The 12,770-nt window shown below is 69.3% G+C and carries 13 protein-coding genes and 2 tRNA genes; 4 read left to right on the top strand and 11 right to left on the bottom strand.

Features of this window, described 5'->3' with window-relative positions; translation table 11 throughout:
- Nucleotides 1-95: 95 nt before the first annotated feature.
- From AQJ27_RS14055 to AQJ27_RS14085, 7 genes are all read right to left on the bottom strand, one after another.
- Nucleotides 96-1,559, bottom strand: a complete 1,464-nt coding sequence (locus AQJ27_RS14055; RefSeq protein ID WP_067367191.1) for a DHA2 family efflux MFS transporter permease subunit — start codon at nt 1,557-1,559, stop codon at nt 96-98.
- A 111-nt stretch (nt 1,560-1,670) separates the two neighbouring features.
- A complete protein-coding gene (locus AQJ27_RS14060) occupies nt 1,671-2,240 on the bottom strand; it encodes a TetR/AcrR family transcriptional regulator (protein WP_201264337.1) in 570 nt (189 codons plus the stop codon).
- A 411-nt stretch (nt 2,241-2,651) separates the two neighbouring features.
- Nucleotides 2,652-3,080 (bottom strand): MaoC family dehydratase, encoded by a 429-nt coding sequence (locus AQJ27_RS14065; protein ID WP_060899259.1) that lies wholly within the window; start codon nt 3,078-3,080, stop codon nt 2,652-2,654.
- Nucleotides 3,081-3,082: 2 nt separating this feature from the next.
- Entirely contained in the window at nt 3,083-3,535 is a 453-nt protein-coding gene (locus AQJ27_RS14070) for a MaoC family dehydratase N-terminal domain-containing protein (RefSeq protein WP_067367194.1), read from the bottom strand.
- A 165-nt stretch (nt 3,536-3,700) separates the two neighbouring features.
- Nucleotides 3,701-3,865 (bottom strand): 50S ribosomal protein L33, encoded by a 165-nt coding sequence (gene rpmG / locus AQJ27_RS14075; RefSeq protein ID WP_004571794.1) that lies wholly within the window; start codon nt 3,863-3,865, stop codon nt 3,701-3,703.
- A gap of 87 nt (nt 3,866-3,952) precedes the next feature.
- Nucleotides 3,953-4,025, bottom strand: a tRNA-Met gene (locus AQJ27_RS14080).
- A 46-nt stretch (nt 4,026-4,071) separates the two neighbouring features.
- Nucleotides 4,072-4,144 (bottom strand) — tRNA-Thr (locus tag AQJ27_RS14085).
- A gap of 514 nt (nt 4,145-4,658) precedes the next feature.
- Here AQJ27_RS14085 and AQJ27_RS14090 point away from each other — a divergent pair.
- Nucleotides 4,659-5,909, top strand: coding sequence for an amidohydrolase family protein (locus AQJ27_RS14090; RefSeq protein ID WP_067367197.1), 1,251 nt, complete (start codon nt 4,659-4,661; stop codon nt 5,907-5,909).
- A 196-nt stretch (nt 5,910-6,105) separates the two neighbouring features.
- Nucleotides 6,106-6,762, top strand: coding sequence for an SDR family oxidoreductase (locus AQJ27_RS14095; protein ID WP_067367200.1), 657 nt, complete (start codon nt 6,106-6,108; stop codon nt 6,760-6,762).
- A gap of 54 nt (nt 6,763-6,816) precedes the next feature.
- On the opposite strand, the gene AQJ27_RS58630 is transcribed toward AQJ27_RS14095, so the two are convergent.
- Nucleotides 6,817-7,029 (bottom strand): hypothetical protein, encoded by a 213-nt coding sequence (locus AQJ27_RS58630; protein WP_079064992.1) that lies wholly within the window; start codon nt 7,027-7,029, stop codon nt 6,817-6,819.
- A gap of 494 nt (nt 7,030-7,523) precedes the next feature.
- A complete protein-coding gene (locus tag AQJ27_RS14100; protein ID WP_067367217.1) occupies nt 7,524-8,090 on the bottom strand; it encodes a TetR/AcrR family transcriptional regulator in 567 nt (188 codons plus the stop codon).
- A gap of 83 nt (nt 8,091-8,173) precedes the next feature.
- Here AQJ27_RS14100 and AQJ27_RS14105 point away from each other — a divergent pair, with 83 nt between their 5' ends.
- Nucleotides 8,174-9,097 (top strand): SDR family oxidoreductase, encoded by a 924-nt coding sequence (locus AQJ27_RS14105; protein ID WP_067367220.1) that lies wholly within the window; start codon nt 8,174-8,176, stop codon nt 9,095-9,097.
- Nucleotides 9,098-9,284: 187 nt separating this feature from the next.
- Here AQJ27_RS14105 and AQJ27_RS14110 read toward each other — a convergent pair whose 3' ends face one another.
- Nucleotides 9,285-10,139, bottom strand: coding sequence for a polysaccharide lyase family 7 protein (locus AQJ27_RS14110; RefSeq protein WP_067367223.1), 855 nt, complete (start codon nt 10,137-10,139; stop codon nt 9,285-9,287).
- Nucleotides 10,140-10,846: 707 nt separating this feature from the next.
- On the bottom strand, nt 10,847-11,674 hold the full coding sequence (locus tag AQJ27_RS14115; protein WP_067367226.1) for a hypothetical protein: 828 nt from the start codon (nt 11,672-11,674) through the stop codon (nt 10,847-10,849).
- Between the two features lie 378 nt (nt 11,675-12,052).
- Between AQJ27_RS14115 and AQJ27_RS14120 the strand changes: the two genes are divergently transcribed.
- Nucleotides 12,053-12,307, top strand: a complete 255-nt coding sequence (locus AQJ27_RS14120) for an RICIN domain-containing protein (protein ID WP_067367230.1) — start codon at nt 12,053-12,055, stop codon at nt 12,305-12,307.
- The last annotated feature ends 463 nt before the right edge of the window (nt 12,308-12,770 follow it).

A 12,770-nucleotide genomic window follows, 5' to 3' on the forward strand; every position in this document is an offset into this window, starting at 1 on the left:
AAGGGTTTGGATCCTGGACCCTCTACCGGCGAGCGGTTGCCCTCCCACTCACCGCGAGGCGGTATCCCTTGCCTCGGTGAGGCGTTTCCGGTGCCTCAGCGTGAGGCGGTTTCCAGCACCGGCGCCTGGGCCAGATCCTGCTCCTGGGGCGACTCGGAGGCGACGACCCGGGCCTGAGCCGCACGCCGCGCCGTCGGGATGACCAGCGCCGCGACGCCCGCCAGGGCGACCACCGCCGCACCCACCACGAGCGCGGGCCGCAGACCGTCCACGAAGGTCTGCGCGGTCCCGTAGCCGCCCTGCGCGGAGAAGATCGAGGACATCACCGCGATGCCGAGCGCGCCACCCACCTCACGCAGCGCGTTGTTGGCGCCGGAGGCGATGCCTTGCTCCTGCGGACGGACGCTGGACATGACCAGGTTGGAGGCCGGGGCGAAGTACAGGGACATTCCGATGCCGCTGACGATCAGCGCGGGCAGCTGGGCGGCGTACGAGGCGTGGGCGGCGACCACGGAGGCGTAGTACGCGAGCCCGGCGGCCTGCAGGAAGAGCCCGGTGGCGACCACGGGACGCCCGCCGACGCGGTCGGAGAGGTACCCGGCGATCGGCGCGACGAGCATCGGCATCCCGGTCCAGGGCAGCATCCGCAGGCCGGCCTGGGTGGGCGAGTAGCCGAGGACACCCTGCATGTACTGGCTGAGCAGGAAGATCGAGCCGAACATCCCGAGGAACATCAGCAGGCTCGCGGCGTTGATCCCGGCGAAGGCACGGGAGCGGAAGAGCCGCATCGGCAGCATCGGGTTCTTGGCGCGGATGCCGTGGAAGACGAAGCCGGTGAGCAGCACGGCGCCGGCGAGCAGGCCGGTCAGGACGATCGGGCTGGTCCAGCCCTCGGCGGGCCCGCGGACCAGGCCGTACACGATCCCGAACAGACCGCCGCTGACGAGCAGGGTGCCGGTGATGTCGAGCGGGGCGCCGGTGCCGTGGGACTCGGCCAGCCGCAGTCGGGCGAGGGGCAGCAGGGCGAGGCCCAGCGGAACGTTCAGCCAGAAGATCCAGTGCCAGGAGACGTGTTCGGTGAGACTGCCGCCGATGAGGGGCCCGGAGGCGACCGCGAGTCCGTTCACGGCGCCCCAGATCCCGTACGCCATGCCGCGCTTGGCGACCGGCACCGCGGCCGTCAGCAGGGTGAGCGTGAGCGGCATCATGATCGCCGCGCCGACGCCCTGGACCGCGCGGGCGGCGATCAGTGAGTCGAGTCCGGGTGCCATGGCGGCGGCCGCCGAGGCACCGGTGAATACGGAGAGACCGACGAGGAAGAGCCGACGACGGCCGAACCGGTCACCGAGCGCCGCACCGAACATCAGCAGCACGGCGAAGGTGAGCGTGTAGGCGCTCACGGTCCATTCCAGGTCGTCCAGCGCTCCGCCGAGATCCCGGCGGATGGAGGGCAGTGCGGTGGTGACGACGAGATTGTCGAGAGCCGCCATGAATCCGGCGACGCTGGTGATGATGAGGGCCCAGGTGGCTCCCCCGCGACGTGCGGTCTGCTGTGACATCGCTCCCCCTAAGGGCGATCGTTCCCCATAATTAGTTATCACTGACTAACTTTCGCGGCCAAAAAAAGGCGCCCACATCCGCCTCCCCCGCCCGCTCCCTGCTTTCCCTGCCTACTTCTCCAGTCGATCCTTCGGCCGCGCCGACGGATAGACCGTTTCCCAGACCTCGTGCCCAGGCGGAAAGCCCATGGTCACCAGGCAGTTGATGAGCATTCCGTACGCCATGAAGCCCGTCGTCTCCTTCGGGTCGGCGCCGAGCGGCAGATGGGCCGTCTCCCACAGCCGCATCCAGTCGGCCCGTACGGCCTCACCGAGCTCGCGGTCGCCGGCCTGCTCCGCGGCGGCGGTCGCGACGTACATCTGCATCTGCATCAGCAGCTGCTCCGGGTGCTCCGCGATCGCCTTGGTGTACGCGTTCGCCATGGAATGCAGGGCGTCTTCACCCTCCAGACCCTTCGCGGCCTCCTCGAAGGTGCGGTTGGTGTCCTCCATGCAGCGGTGGGCCGCCGCGAGGAAGATCGCCCGCTTGTCGGGGAAGAGCCGGAAGAGATACGGCTGCGAGACACCCACACGCTTGGCGATCGACTCGGTGGAGGTCCCGTAGTAACCACCCCGGGCGAACTCCGCGATCGCCGCGCGGATGACGCTCTCGCGCCTCTCGTCTGCGCTCATCCTGACCATGCGACTAAGTTAGTGCCCAATCACTAACTACGTCAAGCGGTAGCCAGGAACGGCTTCGAGTGACCCCCGCGGCCATCGACCACCCGCAGCCGCCATGCGACGCGAGGGGCCGTGCCGGTACGTCGCAAGCGCGTCGCTTACGTTCGGATCGAGCAGCGGCTCCCTTGCCCGGCCCACGTCTGATCCGGCGGCGACGTGCTCGACGTACCGGCACGGCCCCGACCCACCACCGGCGGACAGCCGGACCGCAGACAACGGACCACGGACGGACGAACCAGGTAAGGCCAGGTGCGGCCAGGCGCGGCCAGGTGGGGCCAGACGCGACCAGGCACGCCCCAGACGCACGTAAGGGGCGCCGACCATGGCCGACGCCCCTTACCCGCTCCTACCCATCGCCCCTCATGACGGCCATCAGGCCAGTCGAACGACCGCTCGCGACATGCCCAGGACCTTCTGCCCCGCGCTCATCGCGGTGAGGTCGACGCGGACGGTGTTGTCGTCCAGCTTGGCCGCGACCTTGCCGCTGACCTCGATGGTGGCTCCCTTGTCGTCGTTGGGGACGACGACGGGCTTGGTGAAGCGGACGCCGTACTCGACGACCGCACCCGGGTCACCGGCCCAGTCGGTGACGACGCGGATCGCCTCGGCCATGGTGAACATGCCGTGCGCGATGACGTCGGGGAGACCGACCTCGACCGCGAACTTCTCGTTCCAGTGGATGGGGTTGAAGTCCCCGGAGGCGCCCGCGTACTGCACGAGTGTGGCGCGTGTCACGGGGAAGGTCCGGGCCGGCAGCTCGGCACCGACCTCGACGTCGTCATACGCGATCTTCGCCGTCATGGTCAGCCCTCCTCCGCCGCACGTGCCACGAGCTTGGTGACGGCCGTCACCACGTGCTCGCCCGCCTCGTCATGGACCTCACCACGGATGTCCACGATGTCGTTGCCCGCCATGGACTTGATCGCCTCGATGGTCGAGGTGACCGTGAGCCGGTCGCCCGCGCGCACCGGACGGGTGTAGGCGAACTTCTGGTCACCATGCACCACGCGGCTGTAGTCGAGACCCAGTTGGGGGTCCTGGACGACCTGCCCCGCGGCCTTGAAGGTGATCGCGAACACAAAGGTCGGCGGGGCGATCACATCGGAGTGCCCGAGCGCCTTGGCGGCCTCCGGGTCCGTGTACGCCGGGTTGGTGTCCCCCACGGCCTCCGCGAACTCTCGGATCTTCTCCCGACCGACCTCATAGGGGTCGGTGGGCGGGTAGGTCCGCCCCACGAAGGACTGGTCGAGCGCCATGGGCTCGGTACCTCCTGGTTTTCAGCCGGTGCAGCGATTCTCGGACCGATGCCCGTACGAGGACTGTCGGCGACTGCTCGACGACCACTCACACGTCGGCACTCGGCCGGTGAACGACGCGAGGCCGCCCCCGTTACTGGGGACGGCCTCGTGTACGAGCCTGATTTATCGCGTTTCGCGGTGCGCGGTGTGCGCGTTGCAACGCGGGCAGTGCTTCTTCATCTCCAGTCGGTCCGGGTCGTTACGCCGGTTCTTCTTGGTGATGTAGTTCCGCTCCTTGCACTCCACGCAGGCCAGCGTGATCTTCGGGCGGACGTCGGTGGCAGCCACAGGAGTGCTCCTTGACGAACGGATGGGACATTAATGCATAGAAGAGTAGCCGATCGAAGGACCGACCCCACAATCGGCTACCGTCTGTAGCGGTGACCGGACTTGAACCGGTGACACAGCGATTATGAGCCGCTTGCTCTACCGACTGAGCTACACCGCTGTGATGCGATTGGTCCCCGCCTTGCGACGGGAACCCCTCACACCAGAGCCCCAATACGGAATCGAACCGTAGACCTTCTCCTTACCATGGAGACGCTCTACCGACTGAGCTATTGGGGCGAGCGATGAAGACATTACACGCTCGCCCGCCGATCGCCCAAATCCGTTTCGGGGTCCCCGCCCCGGCCTGTTCCCGGCTGTTCCCCGCCGCTCCTCCGGCCCCTCACGAACGGTGCGTCACGGCCGCGACTCCGGCCGCTCCCGTCCCACGGATCACGGGCGCACAGCCCGGTCGACAGCCTCCGGTCCCAGCCTCTCCGCCCGGCCGACCAGCGGCTCCGTCCGGCCGACCAGCGGCTCCGTCAGGCTGCCCCGACTCGCGTGTCCGGCTCTCATCGCCCGCTTTCTGTCCGTGCACGGACCACACCGGTACGACTATTGCGCTCCTCCCGGACGGAAAGGGCTCGCCACCCTAGGCTCGACTCACGCTGCGTGATCATGCCCGTCACCACCCACGACCTCGCCCCACTCCTCCACCCAGCCACCTCCCGCCCCGCCACCCCACACCCCCACCACCACCGAAGCCCCCCCCAGTCGCCCCTCCCAGCAGCCGCCCCCGAGCCCCAGGAGCGCGATGCCCGACAGCCAGCCGCAGCCACCCCACTCCTCGTCGGGACAGACCGACACCGCCACCCTGCTGCTGCGCGGGGCGCGGCTCACCGACGGCCGGACTGTGGACGTGCGGCTGGGCGGCGGGCGCATCGAGGCGGTCGGCACCGCCGGGAGCCTGGCGACACCCGCCTCCGGCTCGCGCGCCGCGAAGGTGGACCTCGACGGCTACCTGCTCCTGCCGGCCCCCGCCGAGCCCCACGCACACGGCGACACGGCCCTGACGGCCGACGGCGACGGTCCCCTCTCGTACGACACCCAGGAGGTCCAGCGCCGGGCCACCGAGGCCGCGTTGCTGCAACTGGGGCACGGGGCGACGGCGTTGCGCTCGCACGTGCGCGTCGGCGACGTACAGGGTCTCGACGCGCTGGCGGCGGTGCTCCAGGCGCGGCGGGCGCTGCGCGGGCTGGCCGAGCTGACGGCGGTGGCGATGCCGCGGGTGCTCACCGGGGTCGCCGGTGCCGACGGGCTCGCGATACTGCGGGACGCCGTGAAGATGGGCGCTTCGGTGGTGGGCGGCTGCCCGGACACCGACCCGGATCCGACGGGGTACGTGGAGGCGGTCCTGGAACTCGCCTCGGAACACGGCTGCCCGGTCGACCTGCACACGGACGCCTCGGACCCCGCCCGGCTCGCCCGGCTCGCGGCGATGGCGGGCGGCCTGCGGGCCGGGGTGACGCTCGGCCCGTGCGGCGGCCTCGGCCGGCTGCCGTCCGAGGTGGCGTCCCGGGCGGCCGACCAACTCGCCGCGGCGGGCGTGACCGTGGTGTGCCTGCCGCAGGGCGGCTGCGGGAGCGTGGACCGGCGCGGAACGGCTCCGGTGCGGATGCTGCGGGCGGCCGGGGTGCGCATCGCCGCGGGCAGCGGCGCCCTCCGGGACGTATCGAACCCGGTGGGCCGCGGCGACCCCCTGGAGGCCGCGTACCTGCTGGCCTCACGGCACGGTCTGCGCCCCGAGGACGCGTACGACGCCGTGAGCTCCGGCGCGCGAGCCGCCCTCGGACTGCCCGAGGTACGCGTGGAAGCAGGTTTCCCGGCCGAGTTGCTCGCGGTGCGCGGGAACCGGCTGGCAGGGGCGCTGTCGCTCGCGTACAGCCGGCTCGTGGTGCACCGGGGGCGCGTGGTGGCACGGACCAGCGCGGTGCGGGAGTACTGCAACTCGGCGGCAGCGGCGGGTCTGGACCTGCCCCGACAGGGACGCGGACAACCTTCCTAGTCACAACCGCCGTCCACCGTCTCCCGTGTTGGGTGCGCACTGCCGCAACCACCGTCCGAGCGCCCCCTGTTCACCACGCGGGGCGAGGGCTCGACGGCCTCCGCCGGCGCGCGACCCTGTGGACAACTCAAGAGACCCCTGAGTTGTCCACAGGGTCGTGCGGCGAACGGGTCCATCCGGGCGTACGGTCGGAAACATGCGCATTGTCATCGCTGGAGGTCATGGTCAGATCGCGCTGCGGCTGGAGCGACTGCTCGCCGCGCGCGGTGACGAGGTCGCGGGGATCATCCGCCGCGCCGAGCAGGGCGACGATCTGCGGGCGGCCGGTGCCGAGCCGGTCCTCTGCGATCTGGAGTCGGCTTCGGTGGAGGAGGTCGCCGCCCATCTGCAGGGCGCGGACGCGGCCGTCTTCGCGGCGGGCGCGGGCCCGGGCAGCGGTCCGGCCCGCAAGGCGACGGTGGACAGGGGCGCCGCCGTCCTGTTCGCCGACGCCGCGGAACGAGCGGGCGTACGGCGCCACGTCGTCGTGTCGTCCATGGGCGCGGACCCGGCGCACCCGGGCGACGACGTCTTCGACCTGTATCTGCGCGCCAAGGGCGAGGCCGACGAGTACGTACGCGGTCGTTCGTCCCTGGAGTGGACGATCCTGCGCCCCGGATCGCTGATCGACGACGCCGGCACCGGCCTCGTACGCCTGGAGGCCTCGACCGGCCGCGGAGCGGTCCCACGGGACGATGTCGCGGCGGTCCTGGCGGAGCTGGTGGAGACTCCTGCGACGGCCGGGCTGACCCTGGAGTTGATCGGCGGCTCGACGCCGATCTCGGTGGCGGTCAAATCGGTCGCGGGGAACTAGACACCGACCGGACCAGGCCATTCGCCTACCCGCTCGGAACATTCGCCGACCCGCTCAGAACAACGGAAGCTGCCCGGGAAAGTCGGGCACGGAGTACCCGTCCAGCGTCGGCTGGGCCGCACCCAGCCGGGCCGGCCGACGCGACCCAGGACACGAGACCAGTTCCCCGCTCCCCCGCGCACCAGGCGGATCATGCCGGGCGAACCGTCCCGCGACGACGGCGATCTCCCGACGGCACTCGGGGCAGTTCCTACGACGCGATGACATGGGAACAGTCTGCCCGGCGGGCAGCAGCCGCACCGACAGCACCCGACCCCAGCCCCGGTCCGTCAAGCTGGTTGGACGTGGCTGGACCCCATGTCTGAACGGTCTTCAAGCGCGACTACGTATTCGATCAACTCCCGGGCCTGACGCAGTGGTCGAGGGATGCGCATCGCACTGTCGAGATCACGCAGAAGCCATGGGCGCATGGCCGAAGATGGCCGACGGCGTCGTCGGGGAGCGCTCCAGCTCAGGGAGCCGCGCTCCCGGTCGCGCCCAGCCTGGACGGACACCAGCGAAGCGCACGACACGCGGGAGCTGTGAAGCACCGGCACAGCGGAACTCGCCGCCCCGGGGGACAACTGGGGGGACTCGCTCCTGACCGCCCACAGATGCCCGGTCGGCTACTCACTCCGCCCGACCTCGATGCCGCGCCGATGGCCGCACTCGCGGGCCGGTCACCCGTCACCCGCGTCCACACCCCCTTCAGGGCACTACACCTAGCGGCCCGCGGTCACGGCCTTGAGTTCGTCCAGCGATTCCCGCATCAACCGCGACAACTCGCGTTCCTCGTCCCCCGCGACCCAGCGCTCGAAGCCGACTTTGAAGACGGCGACTCCCGCCTCGGCGGCCAGGCTCGCGGCCGGCTCCGTAACGCCGTGTCGGCGCAGGGTGTCGGCGAGCGCGGCAGACATCGAGGTGAGCTTGATCAGGTCGCGCTCCTGGAGCTCGGGGTTCGCCATGATCACAGCCTGCCGAGTACGGACGCAGTCGCGTTGGTCGGTGAGCATCTCGGAGACCGCATCAAGGCCCACCGCCAGCGCGTCGATCGGCGCCGCGGACTTCAGAGCGCCGGCGACCGCCCGCACGAACAGCTCCTGAAACTCGCCGGACGTGGCGAACAGCACCTCGCGCTTGTCGGCGTAGTGCCGGAAGAAGGTCCGCTCCGTGAGCCCGGCGCGTCTGGCGATCTCCGCCACGGTGGTCTGCTCGTATCCGCGCTCGCTGTAGAGCTCCAGCGCTGCTGCGGCGAGGCGCCCGTGCGCGTTCGGCTCCCATCGACCCATGGGCAGATCCTACGTTATGACAGTGACTGACATCAGGTGTACTGTCGATGACAGTCACTGACATCAACAGTTTGAGGTTCCTCGTGCGCATCTTCGTGACCGGCGCGTCCGGCTTCATCGGCTCCGCCGTCGTTCCCGAGCTCATCGACGCGGGGCACCAGGTCGTCGGGCTCGCCCGCTCCGACGCCTCCGCCGCCGCGCTCACCGCCGCCGGCGTGGAGGTCGTCCGCGGCACCATCGACGACCTTGAGGTACTGCGGGACGCGGCCGCCGCGTCGGACGGGGTGATCCACCTCGCCTTCAAGGGCGACGTCGCGTTCACCGGCGACTACCAGGGCGCCGCCGAGGCCGATCGCCGCGCCGTCGACACCTTCGGCGACGCGCTCGCCGGCACCGACCGCCCCTTCGTCCTCGCCTCCGGCGTGATCGGCCTCGCGCCCGGTCGCGTGGCCACCGAGCGGGACATGCCCACGATCGACGGCTCGCCGCTGTCGATCCGATCGGCCACCGCCCAGGCGGCGCTCGATCTCGCCTCGCGCGGCGTCCGCTCATCGGTGGTGCGGGTCTCTCCGACCTGCCACGGCGAGGGGGACTACGCCTGGGTGGGGACCTTGGTCGCCATCGCCCGCGCCAAGGGCGTCTCCGGCTACATCGGCGACGGCGCCCATCACTGGCCCGCAGTACACCGCCTCGATATCGCACGGCTGTTCCGCCTGGCCGTCGAGAAGGCACCCGCCGGATCGGTGCTGCACGGCGTCGCGGAGGAGGGCGTCGCGATCCGCGACATCGCCGAGGTGATCGGGCGCCACCTCGACCTGCCGGTGACCTCCGTGGCCCCCGAGGCCGCGGCTGAGCACTTCACCTGGCTGAGCCCCTTCATGAGCCTCGACGCCCTGGTGTCGAACACCCTGACCCGCGAACTGCTGGACTGGCAGCCGACCCACCCCGGCCTCCTCGAAGACCTCGAAAAGGGCCACTACTTCCACACCCCTGCCACCGCCACCTGACCAGCCCCGGAGACGCCGCATGACGTGAGCTCACCACAAGGAATGGGCAGAGGGGCCCAGTTGGGCCGAGGCTGAGGCCGACGCCTTCGGCTGCGCGGCCAACCCGCGCCCTCGCCCCGCGAGGGCCCCACAACCAAGCGCCAGGATCAGCGCCCTCGCTGACGGTGCGGGATGCGTCGAGGTTCGCTCAACCGTGGGAGACGGTGAGGCCGTAGAAGGCGACCCGAGCGCCCTTGGTGGTGCTGTCGGAGGACGACTGGTTGTACGAGCCGGCCTTGAAGTACTGCTTGTAGGCGTCGAACGACGACGGGATGGCGTAGTGCGTGGTGCTCCCGTTCACCGTCAAGTCGATGGTGTGTCCGCCCGAGACCGCGATCGTGTAGCTCCATGTCTTGCCGACCGATACGTGGCCTACGGTGTGCAGCGTCTGCCCTCCGGAGGGCGAGTTCTCCGTGCCGAGGACGATGTCACCGCTCGACCGGTAGTACAGCTCCAGCAGCGGCTTGGTGGACGAACCTCCTGTACCGAGGTGGATCTGTCCGACGCAGACGTTCGATGTGACGGACACGACCCGCAGCGTCGCCTTCATTTGGTGCGTGCCGCTGAGCGACCAGTTGGCGGCGGTGCCGTTGCGGTTCATCTCCCGCAGTTCGGAGCGGGCGTAGTTCGAGTTCGGTGTGGTGACGCCCTTCTCCGGTGCCCAGAAGGTCATCGCGCCGTCACGGGTGTCCGTGTAGAAGTACGAGTCCTGGAACCCGTTGGCCCCCTGAAGCCGGGAGGACGGGATCGTCGTCGGCGAGCCGGGGGAGCCCACCGGCTCCTGAAGCTGCCATACCGACAGGTCGAAATTCCCACCGGGCGCGACGGACGGGTCCGCCATGGGTGAGGAAACGACGCTGGTACTGCGCTGACCGCTGGGTGCGGCGGCTACGCCCGCGGCGACGGAAAGCGAACTGGCCGGCGCGGCGGGAGCCACAAGGACCAGGCCGCCGCTGACGGCGGTGACGGTGGCCAGGGAGGTGAGCAGCGTACGCATGCGCATGGGGGGTGCCTTCCTGTCTGCTCGGTGGACTCGGTTGGCGGGCGCGCGTATTTCTCAGCATGGAGCGTTCATGTCTGTGAACTTCATATCCCAACATGAACGCTTGGTGTCGCGACAGTAGGACTGTGGCGCGGCCACGTCAAGGCTGCTGGTGAAACAACGCATTCGTACCGGTGAACGCCCTTGGCCAACCGCTGAATGCCGCCCATGCCCACGGCGAGGCACGCGCTCTATGGCCAAAGCAGGCGCTCTACCCCATCGGCGGGCGATGCCCTGGGGCACGCCGGGCTGGAGCTGGATGCCGATCTCGTCCACGTCGATGAACTCGACCGGAGATCACGGAGACGCGATTGCTGTCGCGGAAGTACGCGGAAGTACATGGGGCGGCTATGGCGACTAAATCGATGCCGCACGCCTCTGGAACGACGAAAGGGCCCGTGATCGGCATTGCTGCTGATCACAGACCCTTTCGGTCGTGTGGCGGCGCCAGGATTCGAACCCGGGAAGGCTGAGCCGGCAGATCTACGGTCCGCGTGAGGTGATCCACCTGGCCTGGTTCCTGTTCGGCCTGCCGCCCATCTGTCCCACAGGCACCCACCGACCGCCGCCGAGCCGACCGCCGTGGCGGAACGCGGGCTACGCGGCCTGACGGGGGTCACGCTGCCGAGGGCCGAGGGCGGCGAGATCCCGACCCTGTACCGAGGGGGTCAGCGCACGTCGACGTAGTCGGCCGCGCTGGTGGCGACGCCGGTCGTGGAGTTGCCGGAGTACACCCAGCGGTAGGAGCCGTCGACCGAGGCGGTGACCGTGACTTTCAGACCCCCGGTGCTGCTGGTGGTGGCCTTCTTGACCGTCTTGAAGGTGTCGGCGCCCTTGGCGCGGAACTGGAGGCTGACCGTACGGCCGCTGTAGGCGTCGTACTTCTTCGTGCTCCAGTTCGCCCGGGTCAGCTTGCCCGTGACGGTGATCGACTTGCCCTTGGTGACCGGCTCCGGCGAGGCGTTGGCGGTTGCCTTGGCCGCGCGCTTGAGCTGGGCGGTCGTGGACCGCGTCTCCAGTTCCCCGGTCTTGAGGCCGCCGTCGGCCTTCCACAGCCGCAGCGAGACGCCGACCTTCCAGGTCGTGGCGTCGCTGTTGGAGTCGACGTGGTCCTGGCTCGGGTGCGGGTCGATGTAGAGGTTGCCCTCGCAGCGAGCGTGCTTGGAGTCGATCTCGTAGCAGGTGTAGCCGCCCGGCCCGATGAAGTTCTCTCCGGTGTCGGCCGCCGTCTTGATGCTGCCGCGGTAGAGGAAGGGGTACGCGTCGTAGCGGGAGGGGTTGGCAGTGCTGTACCCGGAAGGCAGCGCGATGTTGAAACTGATGGGCGGCTCCACCTCCTTCGACGTGCCGGCGACGATCGGCTTGCCGTTGTTGATGACGATGTCCGACACGGTGATGCCGGTGTCCGCCGCCTGAGCCGTCGGCGCGTTCAGCACCGAGAGCCCCAGCGCCCCCACGAGCGTGGCCACCGCGACGGTTCGTCTGTCTGTCTTCATTCACACCTCTTCAGGAGGACCCCATGACAAGAGGCGGCAGCCTATCTGACGAGTTCATGACCTCTGGCCCTGACGGCCCAGCTCACCGCCCCGCGGCCAATCCCTCCCGCCTCCTGCTCAACGCGCCTCACAGCTCGCCAAGCGCCCACATGACCTACGCCACGACGCCGTCTCCACGCGCCTCAGTTCCGGTGTGGAACCACAGGCGGCCGCCGCGCGCCGACCACAGCGTGGCCGTCCTCTTCCGGGTCTACGCGAAGTGCCTCAACGGCACCGCGGCCACGGCGAACGCCATTGACGTACTGCCAGTCGGCGCCTACAGCGGATGCCGGGGTAAGAGCGCCGCTGGCGGAGACGAACACCTGGAACGGTCACGCGATGCGTCGGCTCGTAAACAACATCAGCGGGGACTGTCTCACCTCGGACTATGCGACCGGCGGTGACGACGTCTACATGGCCCCCTGTGGGGGCGACCGGTCGGGGCAGTTCTGGACCGCGGACGACGGACACATTCAGAACCAGAACCACCTCTACCTCGGCACCTTTCCCTCTGGCACTGGCGTCTACATGGCCTCCTGGCTCGATGAGGAGCCCAACCTGAGCACGTTCGCCTGGAGCGGTAGCACCGTATAGCGGAAGCACCACCCCCGAATCGCTGCGTAACTAGGTAAGCCCCTGCGCTTAGGCGCACGGGCTTACCTAGTTACGATCAGCGCGATCTGCCCGACGATGACGTCCCCGGTGGCCGCCTCAGCCTCGATGAAGTAGGGAAATCTGCACCGTGCTGAGAGCGCAGCGGCTTTCAAGAGGGTCGCGGTATCACTACCAGAGCCACCTCTGACCTGCGTCTATAACTTGATGCGGCAGATCCAGGGGAGCGCTGGCCCACGTATGGCCCACAGCGCGGCTCAATGCCGCCCCGAAGCCCCTGTCGGATTCGAACCAACGATCTTCGCTTTACAAGTTCCCCCAACAGTCCAACGACCAGGGGTGATGCCGTCCGGCCTGGCTTGCGAGGTGTCCGGCTGGTTCTCCCGATACGGCGATGTGCACCGGTGTTGCCGTCAAAGACTGCCGTCACGTCATGGGGCGTCGG

The organism is Streptomyces olivochromogenes, from assembly GCF_001514115.1.
In the GTDB taxonomy this organism is placed as follows: domain Bacteria; phylum Actinomycetota; class Actinomycetes; order Streptomycetales; family Streptomycetaceae; genus Streptomyces; species Streptomyces olivochromogenes.